The 17031-nt window shown below is 68.2% G+C and carries 14 protein-coding genes; 3 read left to right on the top strand and 11 right to left on the bottom strand.

Features of this window, described 5'->3' with window-relative positions; genetic code table 11:
* Nucleotides 1–83 precede the first annotated feature (83 nt).
* Nucleotides 84–1298 (bottom strand): 5-aminolevulinate synthase, encoded by a 1215-nt coding sequence (gene hemA / locus ACCD06_RS18190; protein ID WP_413342277.1) that lies wholly within the window; start codon nucleotides 1296–1298, stop codon nucleotides 84–86.
* A gap of 458 nt (nucleotides 1299–1756) precedes the next feature.
* On the opposite strand from hemA, the gene ACCD06_RS18185 reads away from it, so the two are divergent.
* A complete protein-coding gene (locus ACCD06_RS18185; protein WP_413342275.1) occupies nucleotides 1757–2830 on the top strand; it encodes a DUF2235 domain-containing protein in 1074 nt (357 codons plus the stop codon).
* Between the two features lie 77 nt (nucleotides 2831–2907).
* On the opposite strand, the gene upp is transcribed toward ACCD06_RS18185, so the two are convergent.
* From upp to ACCD06_RS18155, 6 genes are all read right to left on the bottom strand, one after another.
* The gene (gene upp, locus ACCD06_RS18180; protein ID WP_085087593.1) at nucleotides 2908–3558 is read right to left on the bottom strand and encodes a uracil phosphoribosyltransferase; all 651 of its coding nucleotides are present in this window, start codon (nucleotides 3556–3558) and stop codon (nucleotides 2908–2910) included.
* Between the two features lie 96 nt (nucleotides 3559–3654).
* Complete coding sequence (locus tag ACCD06_RS18175; RefSeq protein ID WP_109150375.1) at nucleotides 3655–4563, bottom strand: diguanylate cyclase; 909 nt, start codon at nucleotides 4561–4563, stop codon at nucleotides 3655–3657.
* A gap of 95 nt (nucleotides 4564–4658) precedes the next feature.
* Nucleotides 4659–5303, bottom strand: a complete 645-nt coding sequence (locus tag ACCD06_RS18170) for a phosphoribosylanthranilate isomerase (protein ID WP_413342273.1) — start codon at nucleotides 5301–5303, stop codon at nucleotides 4659–4661.
* Nucleotides 5300–6013, bottom strand: coding sequence for an orotidine-5'-phosphate decarboxylase (gene pyrF, locus ACCD06_RS18165; RefSeq protein WP_413342271.1), 714 nt, complete (start codon nucleotides 6011–6013; stop codon nucleotides 5300–5302). The genes ACCD06_RS18170 and pyrF overlap by 4 nt, the downstream gene beginning before the upstream one ends.
* A 72-nt stretch (nucleotides 6014–6085) precedes the next feature.
* A complete protein-coding gene (locus ACCD06_RS18160; protein ID WP_413342269.1) occupies nucleotides 6086–6655 on the bottom strand; it encodes a biliverdin-producing heme oxygenase in 570 nt (189 codons plus the stop codon).
* 22 nt (nucleotides 6656–6677) lie between these two features.
* Nucleotides 6678–8600, bottom strand: coding sequence for an ABCB family ABC transporter ATP-binding protein/permease (locus ACCD06_RS18155; RefSeq protein ID WP_413342267.1), 1923 nt, complete (start codon nucleotides 8598–8600; stop codon nucleotides 6678–6680).
* A gap of 274 nt (nucleotides 8601–8874) precedes the next feature.
* On the opposite strand from ACCD06_RS18155, the gene ACCD06_RS18150 reads away from it, so the two are divergent.
* Nucleotides 8875–11397: a methyl-accepting chemotaxis protein gene (locus tag ACCD06_RS18150; protein WP_413342265.1), complete on the top strand. Its 2523-nt coding sequence runs from the start codon at nucleotides 8875–8877 to the stop codon at nucleotides 11395–11397.
* Between the two features lie 222 nt (nucleotides 11398–11619).
* Here the strand turns inward: ACCD06_RS18150 and ACCD06_RS18145 are convergent, their stop codons facing one another.
* Nucleotides 11620–12399, bottom strand: coding sequence for a 3-hydroxybutyrate dehydrogenase (locus tag ACCD06_RS18145; RefSeq protein WP_413342263.1), 780 nt, complete (start codon nucleotides 12397–12399; stop codon nucleotides 11620–11622).
* A gap of 30 nt (nucleotides 12400–12429) precedes the next feature.
* A complete protein-coding gene (locus ACCD06_RS18140; protein ID WP_413342261.1) occupies nucleotides 12430–13608 on the bottom strand; it encodes a DUF3734 domain-containing protein in 1179 nt (392 codons plus the stop codon).
* Between the two features lie 350 nt (nucleotides 13609–13958).
* Here ACCD06_RS18140 and ACCD06_RS18135 point away from each other — a divergent pair, with 350 nt between their 5' ends.
* Entirely contained in the window at nucleotides 13959–14150 is a 192-nt protein-coding gene (locus ACCD06_RS18135; protein ID WP_413342259.1) for a hypothetical protein, read from the top strand.
* Between the two features lie 190 nt (nucleotides 14151–14340).
* On the opposite strand, the gene ACCD06_RS18130 is transcribed toward ACCD06_RS18135, so the two are convergent.
* Both ACCD06_RS18130 and ACCD06_RS18125 read right to left on the bottom strand, forming a co-directional pair.
* Entirely contained in the window at nucleotides 14341–15930 is a 1590-nt protein-coding gene (locus tag ACCD06_RS18130; protein ID WP_413342257.1) for a cisplatin damage response ATP-dependent DNA ligase, read from the bottom strand.
* Entirely contained in the window at nucleotides 15927–17018 is a 1092-nt protein-coding gene (locus ACCD06_RS18125; protein ID WP_413342255.1) for a ligase-associated DNA damage response exonuclease, read from the bottom strand. Before ACCD06_RS18125 ends, ACCD06_RS18130 begins: the two co-directional genes overlap by 4 nt.
* Nucleotides 17019–17031 lie beyond the last annotated feature (13 nt).

Genomic DNA, 17031 nt, shown 5'->3' with positions numbered 1-17031 from the left:
GGGGTGCACACGCCATCTGTCCAGAGGACAAAAGGCCCCTATCGCCGAAAGGGTCTTTCCCGGGCTTTCCGAGGGGGTGCGACTCAGGCGGCGAGACGCAGGTCCAGCCGGCTCCAGACATCCAGCAGCGCCTCGACCAGCATGCCCATCTGCGCGTCGGTGTGCAGCGGGGTCGGGGTGAAGCGCAGCCGCTCCGTCCCACGCGGGACGGTGGGATAGTTGATCGGCTGGACATAGATGTTGTGCCGGTCCAGCAGCTCGTCGGACGCGCGCTTGCAGCGGTGGGCGTCGCCGACCATCAGCGGCACGATGTGGCTGACCGACGGCATCACCGGCAGGCCGGCATCGGCGAACATCCGCTTCAGCGTGGCGGCGCGCTCCTGGTGCTGCGTCCGTTCGACCTGGCTGTTCTTCAGGTGGCGGATGGAGGCCAGCGCACCCGCCGCCAGCACCGGCGACAGCGAGGTGGAGAAGATGAAGCCGGCGGCGAAGCTGCGGACGCAGTCGATCAGCGCGGTGGAGCCGGTGATGTAACCGCCCTGGACGCCGAAGGCCTTGCCCAGCGTGCCCTCGACGATGGTCAGCCGGTCCATGGCGCCGTCGCGCTCGGCCACGCCGGCGCCGCGGGCTCCGTACATGCCGACGGCGTGCACCTCGTCGAGATAGGTCATGGCGCCGTGCTTGTCGGCGACGTCGCACAGGTCATGGATGGGGGCGATGTCGCCGTCCATCGAATAGACGCTTTCGAACGCCACCACCTTGGGCCGGCCGGGGGCGATGCCCGACAGCAGCTCGTCCAGGTGCTTGGGGTCGTTGTGGTGGAAGATGTGCTTCTCGGCGCCCGAATTGCGGATGCCGGTGATCATCGAGTTGTGGTTCAGCGCGTCCGACAGGATCACGCAGTTGGGCAGGATCTTGCCCAGCGTGGTCAGCGTCGCGTCGTTCGACACATAGCCCGAGGTGAAGAGCAGCGCCGCTTCCTTGTGGTGCAGGTCGGCCAGTTCGCGCTCCAGCAGCACATGGTAGATGTTGGTGCCGGAGATGTTGCGGGTGCCGCCGGCGCCGGCGCCGACCTGATCCAGCGCGTCGTGCATCGCCTTCATCACGCTGGGGTGCTGGCCCATGCCGAGATAGTCGTTGGAGCACCAGACCGTGACCGGACGTTCGCGCCCGTTGGAATCGCGGAAGGTCGCCGTCGGGAAATTGCCCGCATGGCGTTCCAGATTGGCGAACACCCGGTAGCGGCCGTCCTGCTTCAGGGTCGCAATCTGGTTGCGGAAGAAAGTTTCGTAATCCATCGCGCGTTCCCGTTCGCGTTCATCCACTAAGGATCGGCTGCACCGGTTGAAGGCATATGGGCTAGGCCATTCGGTCGGCGCATCGAATAGGATGGCATGATCCTTACCGTCACGCCACCCGGCATTGATCGAAATCAAGCCAATGTCATATGGGACCTTCGCACAAGTGGCGGGCTCCCATGTCCTGCGGATGCCGCATATCGGCTTCCCGCCGACAGTCCGGCCGCACGGCGATGACTTGACCGAAGCGGCAATTGTATGGGCGGGAACTTTCCGCATAACCATGGCTGCAGTCTGGAAATACGTGCGTATGCCTGCGCCGATCCCCGGCGGCCGGACCCGGTTGCGGTATGCACAGCGACACGTTCCGGGGTTGCGGGCTTTTTCAACAAATCTGTTGAAGGAGAAAAACTATCACTGCCATCATCTCCCGCGCGCATGCCAGCAGGGAGGGCAAGATGGCGAAGCGGATCGTCCTGTGTTTCGACGGCACCTGGAATACGCCGGGCAGCGGCGACAACCCTGATAACAACAGGCAATCGACCAACGTCTGGAAATTTTATAAATCGGTACGGCCCGGCGCCGACGACGGCACGACGCAATACAGCTTCTACGATTCCGGCGTCGGCGCCGACGAGAACGGCAACATCATCCACGACTGGCTCAATCATATCTTTGGCGGTGCCTTCGGTCTGGGTCTGGACCAGAAGATCAAGGACGGCTACCGCACCCTCGCCAAACAGTATGTGGACGGCGATCAGGTCTTCATCCTGGGCTTCTCTCGCGGAGCCTACACCGCCCGCAGCCTTGTCGGGCTGATCCGCAACGCCGGCCTGCTGCCCGCCGACAAGCTGGACCAGACGGACGCCGCCTATGAGCTTTACCGCACGCGGGATGAGGGTCCGGATGTAGACGAGGCGAAGCAGTTCCGCGACACCCACGGCTCCCGCCTGATTCCAATCCATTTCCTCGGCGTCTGGGACACGGTCGGTGCGCTGGGCATACCGCTTGGCATCTGCGAACATCTGGACGAGAAGCTTTACGGCTTCCACGACACCGAACTCAGCGGTCTGGTCCGCAACGCCTTTCAGGCCCTGGCGATCGACGAGCACCGCAAGACCTTCGCCGCCTCCGTCTGGGATCCGAAGGACAAGCCGGCACAGCGGGTGGAGCAGCGCTGGTTCGTCGGCTGCCATTCGAATGTCGGCGGCGGCTATGAGGACGACCAACTGTCGAACATCGCATTGCAATGGATGATGGAGCGGGCTGCCGAGTGCGGACTGGCGCTTGATCCCGAATGGATGCCCCGGGTGACGCCCGACGACGCGCTGGGCAAGATCGTCGATTCCTATGCCGAGTTCCTGGATGGCCTCGGCAGGCTGTCGGAGCCGCGCCATTACCGCCCGGTCTGCGTCCTGCCCTACAGCGAGGAAAACCTGCACGAGTCGGTGCCGCAACGCGCCGCAGGTGATGCGGGCTATGCGCCGCCCAATGTCGGCTTCCGCAAGGCGCTGGTGCAGTTCGGCACCTGATTGCCGAAATCACAACGAAAAACGGGGCGGAGCCGTCCTCCGGCGCCCGCCCCGTTTACCGGTCGCTTGAGCGGTCCTTACTTGGTGCCGAACATGCGGTCGCCGGCGTCGCCCAGGCCGGGGACGATGTAGGCGTCCTCGTTCAGATGGCTGTCCAACGCCGCGGTGAAGACCTTCACGTCCGGGTGCGACTCATGGAAACGGCGCACGCCCTCGGGCGCGGCGACCAGCGCCATGAAGCGGATGTTGTCGTCGTCGACGCCATGGCGGTTCAGCACGTCGCAGGCATGGGCGGCGGAGTTGCCGGTCGCCAGCATCGGGTCGACGACGATGAACAGCCGCCCTTCGGCCGGCGGCAGCTTCACCAGATATTCGTGCGGCTGCTTGGTGTCATGGTCGCGGTAGAGGCCGATATGCCCCTCGCGCGCCGACGGCACCAGCTCCAGCAGCCCGGCCGACATGCCGAGCCCGGCGCGCAGAACCGGCACGACCGCCAGCTTCTTGCCCAGGATCACCGGCGCGTCCATCGGCTGCAGCGGCGTCTCGATCCGCTCGGTGGTCAGCGGGATGTCGCGCGTCAGCTCATAGCCCATCAGCAGCGAGATCTCGCGCAGCAGGGTACGGAACCCGCCGGTCGACCGCTCCTTGTTCCGCATATGGGTCAGCTTGTGCTGGATCAGCGGATGGTCGAGGACGAACAGGTTGGGAAATTCGGGCAGGGTGCGCATGGAATCCGGATCACGGCTGACGGTAAGGTTATCGCGATCCTAGCGCGTCAGGGGGGCCGGGGCCAAGGGGGCTGACCGGCGGGGCGTCGCTTGTCCCTATCCCCGCCCCGCCTTCGCCGCCGCCGGCTTCGGTTCCGGACGGTCGATGCCGTAGCGGATCACGCGGTTGCGGCCGGAATTCTTCGCCTGATAGAGCGCGCGGTCGGCGCAGACCACCAGATCGTCGACGGTCAGGTCGGACACCGCCTCCACCAGCCCGAAGGAGGCGGTGACGGGGATCATCCGGCCGTCGGGCAGCACCACCGGCGAGCGCATCAGGTCGACGCGCAGCCGTTCGATCACCTCATAGCCCTCGTCCAGCCGGGTTTCCTTCAGGCAGACCAGGAACTCCTCGCCGCCCATGCGGAAGGCCTCGTCGAAGCTGCGGACGCCGCGGCTGATGACGGCGGCGGTCGCGGCCAGCACCCGGTCGCCGATGTCGTGGCCATAGCTGTCGTTGATGCCCTTGAACTTGTCGATGTCGCACAGCGCGACGCAGAAGGGCTGTCCGGTGCGGCGGTAGCGGTTGTGCTCGCGCTCCAGCGCCTCGCCCATGCCGCGCCGCGTGCGCAGGCCGGTCAGCGGGTCCAGGCCGGAGGCGGCGGCGGCAAAGGCGCGCTCCATCCGGCGCAGGTGCAGCATGAACTCCTCGAAGCGGCCGACCACCCCCTCGAACTCGGCCTCGGTCGGCAGCTCGCCGCCGGACGCCTTCAGCAGGATCAGCCGGGCCTGCCGGTGCATCTGCTCGTGCAGGGTCGCCAGCTTCTGCACCGCCGGCTGCTGCAGCAGGTCGTCGCGGCTGGCGGCCTGACACCAGGCCTGGAAAGAGGCCGGGGCCGACGACCGCTCCCCGCCACGCCCCTCACGGTAGAAAACGGCGCGCTGCCACTGGCCGATCCAGCGCAGATGCTCGTCGAGCACGGCGCCGAGCGCCTCGGTTGTGGACGGAGTGGTCGAATCGCTCATGGGCGCATCCTACCCGACGGCGCAAGGTCCCGCCATGCGACCAAGATAAGCCGCAGCATTCGTCTAAAACAGGGCGCTTTCGCCGAAAAACGGCCTCAAAGCGCCGCCACCGCCGACAGGAAGGCGCGGACCAGCGCCGGGTCCTTGTGGCCGGGGCGATCCTCCACGCCGGACGACACGTCGACCTCGCTGGTGCCGGTGACCCGCACCGCCTCGGCGACATTCTCCACCGTCAGCCCGCCCGACAGCATCCAGGGGCGCGGCCAGCTGCGCCCGGCCAGGATCGTCCAGTCGAAGGCGATGCCGTTGCCGCCGGGCAGCGCCGACACCTTGGCCGGCGGCTTGGCGTCGAACAGCAGGCGGTCGGCGACCTCCGCCGCCTCCATCGCCGTGGTCAGGTCTTCCGGCCCGCCGATCTTGACCGCCTTCATCACCGGCAGGGCATAGCGGCCCTTGATCTCGACGATGCGGCGCGGCGTCTCGGCGCCATGCAGCTGGATCAGGTCGAGCGGGACCTGCCCGGTGACATGCTCCAGGAACTCGTCGTCGGGATCGACGAACAGCCCGACGGAGCGAACGCCGGTCGGCAGCAGCCGCGCCAGTTCCGCCGCCATCGGCGGGGCGATGGCGCGCGGGCTGCGCGGGTAGAAGACGAAGCCGACATAGCGCGCCCCGCCGGCGACGGCGGCGCGCAGGCTTTCGGGCTCGCTCAGCCCGCAGATCTTGGCGGCGACGGTCATGCGGTCCCCTCAATTTCGGCGACGATGCGGCGGGCGGCGGCGGCCGGATCGGCATCGGCGGTGATCGGCCGGCCGATGACCAGATGGTCGGCGCCGGCGGCCAGCGCCTCCGCCGGAGTCATGATGCGCTTCTGGTCGTTGGTGGCGGCCCAGGCCGGGCGGATGCCGGGCACCATCAGGATGAAGTCGGGACCGCAGGCCGCCCGCACCAGCGCCACCTCGGCCGGGGAGCAGACTACGCCGTCCACCCCCGACGCCTTGGCCAGCTTCGCCAACCGCACCACCTGATCGGCCACCGGCACCGACTGGCCGACGGCCCCCAGGTCACCCTCGTCCAGGCTGGTCAGCACGGTGACGGCCAGGATCTTCGGCCGGTCGGCCCCGGCGCTGGCCGCCGTCTCCGCCGCCGCGCGCATCATCGCCGGCCCGCCGGCGCTGTGGATGGTCATGAAGGCCGGCTTCAGCGGCAGCGCCGCGCGCACGCCGCCCGCCACCGTGTTGGGGATGTCGTGCAGCTTCAGGTCGAGGAACAGCGGCGGCCCATCCTCCCCCACCACCGCGCGGACGCCGGCTGGCCCCTGGGCGATGAAGAACTCCAGCCCCAGCTTGATGCCGCCGACGGCCCCCGCCACCTGCCCGGCGATGCGGCGGGCGGCGTCGATCTCGGTGGTGTCGACGGAGCAATAGATGCGCGAGGCTGGCGCGGTCATGGGAAGGCGGTCTCCAGAACCCGAATGCGAATGGTCCGGCACCCTAGCAAGGGATGGGGCGGTACGCCAGTTTCAACCCCTCCGCTCCCCCATCCACTGCTCTGCCGTCCAGCGCTCCAGCGCCGCGAACAGCGCGGCGGCGGTGGCGCAGGCGGTGGCAAGCGCGGCCGGATCGGCAAGCTCCTCCTCCAGCCGCCCCATCAGCGCCTTCCACGCCCCGGCCATGTCCAGCCCATCCGACGCCAGGAAGCGCGCGCCGCGCCGGGCGTCGTAACCCAGCGCGCGGGTGATCCCCGGCAGCATCGCCCGCCCGCCATGGGCGGAGCCGTCCAGCACATAGCGCGCCGCCAACCGGGCCCGCGCGCTGTCCAGCGGCGGCAGGTCCGTCATCTCCGCCAGCCCGTCCGGATCGGTGCCGAGAACCCGCAGATCCTCGCGCAGCAGCGCCAGCCGCGCCGCGCCCGGCCCCTCCCCCAGCGCCCGTTCCACCGGCGCGTTGAAGCCGTAGAGCACGGCCAGCGCCCGGGCATACTGGTCGGCGGTGATGTCCGGCCGGACCAGCGGCTGCAGCACCGCCGCCTTGTCCAGCCGGTCGTGACTCTCCCGCGTCGCGGCGCGCAGCGCCTGCCTTGCCGGTCCCATCAATCGTGCTCCGCGCTTCCGCTCAGGTCGAGGCCAGCACGCCGGACAACGGCGCGGGTCCGCCGCCATCGGGCGCTTGGTTGGACGCCCCATTGGACGCCCCATTGGCCCCCTGGCTGGCTTCCTGCTGCCGCGTCCACAGGGCGGCATAGGCGCCGCGGGCGGCCAGCAGGTCGGCATGGTGGCCGCGCTCGATCACCCGGCCGGCCTCCAGCACCAGGATCTCGTCGGCGTCGATCACGGTGGACAGCCGGTGGGCGATCACCAGCGTGGTGCGGCCGCGGCTGACCTCGCGCAGGTTGGCCTGGATTTCCCGTTCGGTGTGGGTGTCGAGCGCGCTGGTCGCCTCGTCGAACAGCAGGATCGCCGGATCCTTCAGGATGGTGCGGGCGATGGCGACGCGCTGCTTCTCGCCGCCGGACAGCTTCAGCCCGCGTTCGCCCACCGTGGTCTGGTAGCCGTCGGGCAGCGCCATGATGAAGTCGTGGATGTGGGCCAGCCGGGCCGCCCGCTCCACTTCCGCCGGGCTGGCGCCGGGGCGGCCATAGGCGATGTTGTAGAAGACGGTGTCGTTGAACAGCACGGTGTCCTGCGGGACGATGCCGATGGACGCGCGCAGCGAGGACTGGGTGACGTCGCGGATGTCCTGCCCGTCGATCAGCACCCGGCCGCCGTTGACGTCGTAGAAGCGGAACAGCAGCCGGCTGATGGTGGACTTGCCCGCCCCGGACGGGCCGACGATGGCAACCGTCTTGCCGGCCGGCACGGTGAAGCTGACATCCTTCAGGATCGGCCGGCGCGGATCGTAGCCGAACTCCACCCCCTCGAAGCGCAGCTCCGCCCCCTCGACCGCCAGCGGCTTCGCCTCTGGGCCGTCGGCCACCTCGCGGTCGACCGCCAGCAGCGTGACCATCGACTCGATGTCGATCAGCGACTGCTTGATCTCGCGATAGACGACGCCGAAGAAGTTCAGCGGCTGGTAGAGCTGCAGCAGATAGGTGTTCACCAGCACGAAGTCGCCCAGCGACATGCTGCCGTCGACGATGCCCTTGGCGGCCATGCCCATCACCACCGCCAGCCCCAGCGAGATGATCGCCGACTGGCCGACATTCAGCAGCGACAGGCTCTGCTGGCTGCGCACCGCCGCCTTCTCGTAGCTCTGCAGCGCACCGTCGTAACGGCGGGCCTCATGCTCCTCGTTGCCGAAATACTTGACCGTCTCGTAGTTCAGCAGGCTGTCGATCGCCTTGGTGTTGGCCTTGCTGTCGGTGTCGTTCATCTGCCGGCGGAACTTGATGCGCCATTCCGACACGAAGAAGGTGTAGAGGATGTAGCCCATCACCGTGACGAAGGTCGCCAGCGCGAACCAGATGCTGAACAGCTTCCACAGGATGGCGCAGACCAGCGCGATCTCCACCAGCGTCGGCACGATGGAGAACAGGGTGTAGCGCAGCAGCGACTCAATGGCCCGGGTGCCGCGTTCCAGCGAGCGGGTCAGGCCGCCGGTCTGGCGTTCCAGATGGAAGCGCAGCGACAGGGCGTGCAGGTGCCGGAACACCGACAGCGCCACCCGGCGGATGGTCCGCTGCGCCACGGTGGCGAAGACGGCGTCGCGCAGCTCGGCGAAGATCAGCGAGGTCACACGGGCAAGGCCGTATGCGACGATCAGTCCCAGGGGGATGGTCACCGCCGCGCCCGGCCCAACGCTCCCGCCCGCAGAGGCAGGCGTCAGCGCGTCCACCGCATGCTTGTAGAAGATCGGCACATAGACGTTGGCGACCTTGGCGCCGATCAGCAGCAGCATCGCCGCCACCACCCGGATCCGGGTTTCCAGGGAATCGCTGGGCCAGATATAGGGCGCCAGCGAGCGCATCGCGGCGCGCAGGTCGCCGGACGGGCGGGTGAAGGCGCTGTTTTCGGAGGTCGGCGGAAGGCTGCGGCGCATCTTCTTCTTCGGTGGTCTCTGCGGGTTTCGGGAAACCAGCCCAGGGAATGGGCCAGACCATGGCACCGCCCCGAAATGCTGTTCAGGCGACCTAACCTAGGGACCGGTGCGGCATCGTCAAAGCCCCGCGCCGCGACTTTGACACGATTTTGCCGCGGCCCAGGGACGCTTTCCCTGCATTTCCTTGCGCCATGGCAACGGACTGGAAACCATCTTCCTCTACCCTGCCGGGCGTATCGCGTTCGATCCGCACCGCAGACCAAGGCATTTGACCATGCAGAACGCCAGCTTCGCCGGCCGATTCAAGGTGGGCACCCGCATCCAGGTGGGGTTCCTTCTGATCCTCGTCCTCCTCGCCCTGGTGGCAGCACTCGGCGTACGGTCGCTGTCGACGGTGGAGGACGGATTCACCCGCTATGGGTCGGTTTCGGACAACTCGATCCGGATTTCCGACATCGACAGCCTGGTCGCGAACATGCGGCGCAACGTGGTCAACTATTCCTTCTCCGGCAACGACGCGCTGATCGCACCGACCCAGGCGCAACAGAGGACGCTGGGCGAGATGCTGCGTGCCGCCCGCGACGCGACGCTGGACGATGGCCGTCGTGCCAACATCGAGCGGATGATCCAGAAGATCGACAGTTACAGCGCCAATTTCAGCCAGCTGGTCAAGGCGCGCGAGCTGCGCGACCGGCTGGTGCCGGAAGAGCTGATGCCGCTGGGCATGAAGGCGCGCGAAGCCTTGAGCCAAGTGATGACCACGGGTATCGCCACCGGGAACTTCGAAGCCGCCGCCCATGCCGGACAGGCGCAGGAAACGCTGATCCTTGCCCGCCTGGGCTCGCAGCGCTTCCTGACCGAGCCGTCGGCCAAGGCCGCGGACGAGGTGCGCGGCCAGATGGACGGCTTCATCAAGGCCGCCCGCAAACTGGCCGATACCCTCACGGATCCGGCGCACAAGCGCGCTGCCGAAGAGGCTGCCCAGACTGCCGGCCGTTACCTGGAAAGCTTCAACCGCGTCGTCACCGCCGTGAACGAGGCCCAGACGCTGGCCTTCACCACCATGAGCGCGGAGGCGGAGGAATTCGGCGATCTGGTGACGAAGACCGTCGCCTCGCAGAGCGAAGTCCGCAAGGCGATGCTGACCGGCGCGCAGAGCGACATGGAGACCACCACCAAGCTGCTGATCGGCATGGCGGTGGGCGCCTTCGTGCTCGGCATCCTGGTGGCGCTGATCACTGCGCGCTCCATCGTCCGCCCGGTGGTGCAGATGACCGGCACCATGACGGAGCTGGCCGCCGGCAACCTCGCCGTCGACGTGCCCGCCCTGGAGAACCGCGACGAGATCGGCAGCATGGCCAAGGCCGTGCTGGTGTTCAAGGACAACGCCGTCGAGAAGAAGCGGATGGACGAGGCCGAGCGCGAGCGGCTGGAGGCCGAGCGCCGCGCCGCCGAGGCCCAACGCGCCCGCGAGCAGGCCATCGGCGAGGAGATCGCCGGCCTGATCGACGCCGTGTCGAAGGGCGACCTCGATCGCCGCATCGATCTGGCCGGCAAGGACGGCTTCTACAAGACCATGTCGCAGGGCATCAACCGCCTGACCGACACGGTGGAGGCGGTCATCGCCGACCTGGGCGAGGTGTTGAGCGCACTGGCCCAGGGCGACCTGAACCGCCGCGTCACCCGCGACTACCAGGGCGCCTTCGAGCGGGTGAAGACCGACGTCAACGCCACCTCCACCCGGCTGGCCGAGATCGTCGGCCAGATCACCCAGGCGGCCGAGACCATCGCCGCCGCCGCCGCCGAGGTGTCGCTGGGATCCTCCGACCTCGCCGACCGCACCGAGCAGCAGGCCTCCTCGCTGGAGGAGACCGCGGCCAGCATGGAAGAGCTGGGGGCGACCGTGCGCTCCAACGCCGAGAACGCCCAGCGCGCCAACGTGATGGCCGCCCAGGCCCGCGGCTCCGCCGAATCCGGCGGCGGCGTCGCCGGTTCGGCCATCGAGGCGATGCGCCGGATCGAGGAATCGAGCCGCAAGATCACCGACATCATCGGCGTGATCGACGAGATCGCCTTCCAGACCAACCTCTTGGCGCTGAACGCCGCGGTGGAGGCGGCGCGGGCCGGCGACGCCGGGCGCGGCTTCGCCGTGGTGGCGCAGGAGGTGCGGCAGCTCGCCCAGCGCTCCGCCCAGGCGTCGAAGGAAATCAAGGGCCTGATCCTGGACAGCGATGCCCAGGTGAAGGACGGCGTCGATCTGGTCAGCAAGGCCGGCGACGCGCTGCAGGGCATCGTGTCCGGCGTGCAGCAGGTGGCGACCCTGATCGCCGAGATGGCGTCGGCCTCGGCCGAGCAGGCGACGGCGCTGGACGAGATCAACTCGACCGTCGCCAACATGGACGAGATGACGCAGAAGAACGCCGCCCTGGTGGAGGAGACCACCGCCGCCGCCCAGGCGATGAGCGGTCAGGCCGGCGACCTGAAGTCGCTGGTCGGCTTCTTCAAGTTCGAACAGGCGGCCGGCTTCGGTTACGCCGCGGCTCCGCGCGCGCCGGTCGCCGTCCATGCCGCTGCCCACACCGCCCAAGCGGCCGCCACCACGCGCCGCGCCGCCGCGGCCCCGACCCGCACCGCCGCCAAGCCCACGGCGAAGCCCGCCGCCCGCGGCAACGGCACGGCCCACGCGGTCGCGACGACCAAGCCGTCTGCCCGCACCGACTCCCCCGCGCGCGGCGCCGCTGCGGTCCCGGTCCTGAAGCACAGCACCAGCGACGACGACGACTGGAAGGAGTTCTGAGAGTTCACGAGGTTTGATGCTCACGTCATGAGCATCTCTCGGCCGTCATTCCCGCGAAGGCGGGAATCCAGAGGTTCCAAAGGTTTAGAAGCGAATCAGCCTGGATCCCCGCCTCCGCGGGGATGACGGCCGATAATGGTCTCTCAGCGAACCAACTCATCTTCAAACGAAAGGGCGTCGGGCCATTGGCCCGACGCCTTTTTCAGTCCGGCGGCGTTCCGCCTATTGCATGAACCAGCCATGGCTGACGACCAGCGACTGGCCGGTCAGCGCGTTCGATCCGAAGGACGCAAAGAACAGGGCCGCCTGGGCGACGTCCTCGACCGTGGTGAACTCGCCATCGACGGTCTCCTTCAGCATCACGGTCTTGACCACCTCCTCCTCGGAGATGCCCAGCTCCTTGGCCTGTTCGGGGATCTGCTTCTCGACCAGCGGGGTGCGGACGAAGCCGGGGCAGATCACGTTGGCGCGCACGCCATGCGCCGCCCCTTCCTTGGCGACCACCTTGGCAAGCCCGATCAGCCCGTGCTTGGCGGTGACGTAGGGCGCCTTCAGCGGCGACGCCTCCTTGGAATGGACCGACCCCATATAGATGATGCTGCCGCTTCCCTGCTTGTACATCGTGCGCAGGGCGGCGCGCGTGGTCAGGAAGGCGCCGTCCAGATGGATGGACAGAAGCTGCTTCCACTTCGCGAACTCGAACTGTTCGACCGGCGCCACCGTCTGGATGCCGGCATTGCTGACCAGGATGTCGATGCGGCCGAAGGCGGCGACGGCGCGGGCCATGCCGGCCTCGACCTGGGCCTCGTCGGTCACGTCCATGGCGACGCCGAGCGCCCGCTTGGCGGTGGGATCGAGGCTGGCCGCCGCGGCGTCGGCACCGGCCTGGTTGAGGTCGGCGATGACGACCAGCGCGCCTTCGCCGGCAAAGGTCCGGGCGATTTCCAGCCCGATTCCGCTCGCCGCCCCGGTGATGACGGCGACTTTGTCCTGCAAACACATGGGTCCGCTCCTTCGTTCAAGCTGCATCGTTCAGGGTGCATCGGTGGGGATTTCGGTTACGGCCGCGCGCCGCAAATCGTGCGTAACGGGACCGTCCAGCCGCGACGGCATCGCCAGCCATTCCGGGTGGGCGAGCGTGGCGAGGGTGTCGGCAAGGCCGCTCTCCCAATGCTCGCGCATGCCGGCGTTGGAGAACTCGTAGTCCTTGCTGTCGCGCTCGTAGCTTTTGCGGCGGTAGATCAGGTGGATGATGTTGATCGCCGCCCCGCAGGCGGCGCGCCGCAGCGCCCTGGCCTCCGGCGTGTCGCGAAGATCGCCGGGCAGCCGGTCAAGCAGCGTGACCAGCTGGTTGCGCAGGGTCTGCTCGTAGGTGACCTTGTCGGTGTTGAAGCGGGTGCGGCTGGAATAGGTGATGTCCTTCTGCCGCTCCAGCACCTCCGACATGCCGCGCGGCACCTGACCGCTGGCGCTCCACAGGTCGACCTGGAAGACCAGCGTGTCGCGGCGCGGCTGGTCCTCCAGCACATGGTCGAGCGGCGTGTTGGAGACCAGCCCGCCGTCCCAATAGAACTCGCCGTCGATCTCCACGGGGGCGAAGCCGGGCGGCAGGGCGCCGCTGGCCATCACATGCTCCGGGCCGATCCGGTGGGTCTCGGTGTCGAAATAGATGGAGTTGCCGGTCCGCACATTGACGGCGCCCAGCGACAACCGGACATCGCCCCGGTTGATCCTGTCGAAGTCGATCAGGTCCTCCAGCGTGCTTTTCAGCGGCGCGGTGTCGTAGACGCTGGTCGGCCCGGCGAAGGGACCGGCCGCCGCCCATTCCACCGCCGGCCGCGGCCGGAAGAAGCCCGGCTGCCCGGACAGCGCCGTCCGCCATGCGCTCCATTGGTTGAGGATGGAAATCGACGGGCCGTCGGGATCCAGCCGCCGCCACAGCGCCTCCGCATGCTCCCAGGGCGAGGGCGGGGCGACGCGGGCCCAGAACTCCGCCAGCGCGGCGCAGCGCCGCTCCGGCGGGTTGCCGGCGATCAGCGCCGCGTTGACGGCGCCGATCGACACGCCGGCCACCCAGGTCGGATGGATGTCGTGCTTGAACAGCCCCTCGACGACGCCCGCCTGATAGGCCCCCAGCGCTCCGCCGCCTTGCAGGACGAGAGCCACCCGGTCGTAGGGGGCGGTGAGATCGGCAAAGGATCCGTCGCGCATCGGTGTCTTTCCCTACCAGTCGATTGCTCGCAGACGTCATTCGTCGCTCGGCAGGCCTGATATGGGGCCGGAAATGAACGCGGCCACGCAGAAACATTCCGCAAAGTCGGCTGAATACTCATGGCAGCCATGCCGATTTCTTTTAAGTCCGCCCTATCTTTGCGGAAACCTATATCAAGGTATTACACCACTATTAATTACTTGTAATATTCAGGATCAGTGATCGCTTCTTCGCAGGACGGCGGATTTCACGGCTGTTGTGCCAAATGCCCGAATTAACCTTTCGGTGGGGATTGCGTGCTGCAATGCCCTCGGTTTCGTTCCAGCCCCTTGGTTTTCTGGAGGACAGCATGTCCCGCCGCCCCGCTTCCCGCCGCTGTCTCCCGCTCGCCGCCCTGTTGCTGCTGGGCGCTTCGCTGAGCGGCTGCGGTGCCGTCACCGGCGTGGCCAGCGGTGCGGCCAGCATCGCCGGCACCGCCGTGGATGTCGTCGGCACCGTGGCGGAAACCTCCGTCGACGTGGTGACCGCGCCGCTGCGGTAAAGCCTCCACCAGCTATTTGCGATGATGGCAGATGCCCTCTCCCGCCCCGGGAGAGGGAGGGGACCCGCCAAAGGCGGGGAGGGTGAGGGGTGACCCAAGAAACCCGAACCGCATGGTTCCTTGCACTACCCCTCACCCTTCCCATGCTTCGCATGGGCCCCTTCCCTCTCCCGGGGCGGGAGAGGGAATCTTACCCAACCACCATCGCCGCCAGCGTCTCCAGCCGGTCCGCCTCATGCGCCGGCTTGTCCCATCGGATGCGGTGGATGCGGGGGAAGCGCATGGCCAGCCCGCTCTTGTGCCGGGTCGACGGGTGCACGCTGTCGAAGGCGACTTCCAGCACCAGCCCGGCCTCCACCTCGCGCACCGGGCCGTAACGGCGGGTGGTGTGGTTGCGCACCCAGCGGTCCAGTTCGATCAGTTCGGCGTCGGTGAAGCCGGAATAGGCCTTGCCGACCGGCACCAGCTCCTCCCCTCGCCAGACGCCGAAGGTGTAGTCGGAATAATAGCTCGACCGCTTCCCGTGGCCGCGCTGGGCGTACATCATCACGGTGTCGAGCGTCAGCGCCCCGCGCTTCCATTTGAACCACGGCCCCTTCGGCCGCCCAGCCAGATAGGCGCTGTCGCGCCGTTTCAGCATCAGCCCCTCGATGCCGTTCTCCCGCGCGCCCTCGCGCAACGCCACCAGCTCGTCCCAGGCCGTGAAGGGCACCATCGGCGACAAGTCCATCCGCCGCGGCTGCACCGCCTCGAACCAGCGCTCCAACCGGGCGCGCCGCTCGACGAAGGACAGGCCGCGCAAATCCTCATCGCCGTCGAACAGGATGTCGTAGAGCCGCACCCAGGCCGGCCCGTCGCGCAGCATCTGCGCCGTCACCGTCTTGCGGTTGAGGCGCTGCTGCAGATCGTTGAAGGGCGCCACCACCCCGTCGCGCGCCACCAGCAGCTCGCCGTCCAGCACGGCGTCGAAGCTCATATGGTCGACGATGTCGGGAAAGGCGCCCGACACGTCGTCGCCGGTGCGGCTGTAGAGCCGCCGCTCCCCGCCGCGCGCCACCATCTGCACGCGGATGCCGTCCCATTTCCATTCGGCGGCATAGGCGGCGGGGTCGAGCCCGGCGCGGTCCTCCTCCTCCAGCGGGTGGGACAGCATCATCGGGCGGAAGCCGGCACCGGAGCCGGTGGCCGGCTGCTCGGCCCGCCCCTCCAGCCAGGCGAACAGCTCCGCATAGGGGGCGGTCAGCCCGTGCCAGACCTCCTCCACGTCATCGACGCTGACCTCCGGCCGGGCCGTCCTGCCCCACTCCGCCAGCGCCGTCTTGGCCAGCCGCGCCGAGACGCCGATGCGCAACGCCCCGGTGATGAGCTTCAGCAACGCAAACCGCCCCGACGAATCGAGCGTGTCGAGCCAGCCCTCCACCAGCCCGATCACCTGCCCGCGCTTGGCGGCCCGCAGCCCCTCCACCACCTCGTCCAGGCTCGGCGGCAGACTGTTCGCGCGTTCAGCACGCTCCGGCCAGATCAGCGCCACCGTCTCCGCCAGATCGCCGACATAGTCGTAGGACAGCGCCAGCAATTGCGGATCGACCCGGGTCGCCGCCAGTTCGCGGATCGCCGCCGGCTTGGCCTCGCGGAAGCTCAGAGCCCCGGTCAGCGCAGCCAGCGCCCAACCGCGCTCGGGGTCCGGCGCGGTGGCGAAATGTTCGACCAGCAGGCGGATCTTGCCGTTGCGCGACGGCATGAAGACCAGCGCGTCGATCAGCGCGGCAAAGCGGTTCACGACGCCTCCCCTTCTCCGGCCTTCTCCGAAATCCCTTCCGAATCCTCATCCTCGAAGCCGATCAGCGCCAGCGCGCGGGCGAGGATGCCGCGGCTGGTGGCGTAATGGACCAGCGCCTCCTCGCGGCCATGGGTCACCCAGACCTCCGGCGCACCGACATCCTCCAGCGTCTGGCAAAGCTCGTCCCAATCGGCATGGTCGGAGATCACCAGCGGCAGCTCCACCCCGCGCTGGCGGGCACGCTGGCGCACCCGCATCCATCCCGACGCCACCGCCACCACCGGATCGGCCAGCCGCCGCGCCCAGCGGTCGGCCACCGCCGCCGGCGGGGCCAGCACCAGCGCCCCCTTCAAATCCTCCTTCGCCGCCACCGTCGCCGGCCGCAGCTCCCCCAACTCCACCCCCAGGCTGCTGTAGAGCCGGCACAGCGGCTCCAGCGCGCCATGCAGCCAGATCGGCCGGTCGTATCCCGCCGCCCGCAGCAAGGTGATCAGCCGCTGGCATTTGCCGAGCGCATAGACGCCGACGACATGGCTGCGCTCCGGGAACAGCGCCATCGAATGCAGCAGTTTCTGCACCTCCCCCAGGTCGGGCGGGTGGCGGAACACCGGCAGGCCGAAGGTCGCCTCGGTCACGAAGACGTCGCAGGGCACCGGCTCGAAGGCTGCGCAGGTACGGTCGAGCCGGCGCTTGTAGTCGCCCGACACCACCACGCGCGACCCGGCATGCTCCAGCACCACCTGGGCGCTGCCCAGCACATGGCCGGCCGGAACCAGCCGCACCGCCACGTCGCCGATGCGCAAGCTCTCGCCATACTCCAGCGGCTGCAGGTTTCCCCCCACCCCCTCGCCCATCCGCTGGCGCATGATGGCGAGCGTGCCGGGAGTCGCCAGCACATGGCGGTTGCCCGGCCTTGCGTGGTCGGAATGGCCGTGGGTGACGACCGCGCGCTCCACCGGGCGCACCGGGTCGATGTAGAAGCCTCCCGGCTCGACATAGAGCCCCTCGGGCAGGACCCTGATCCATTTGTCAGGATGCGGGCGATCGGGTTTGGACCCAGCCTGATTGGATTGTTGTGCAGCGGACATGCGTCCTAATATA

The organism is Azospirillum sp. CT11-132 (genome assembly GCF_047302835.1).
GTDB lineage: Bacteria > Pseudomonadota > Alphaproteobacteria > Azospirillales > Azospirillaceae > Azospirillum.
The sequence above is the reverse complement of the archived record's forward strand: the minus strand, read 5'-3'. Positions and strand labels throughout refer to the sequence as shown.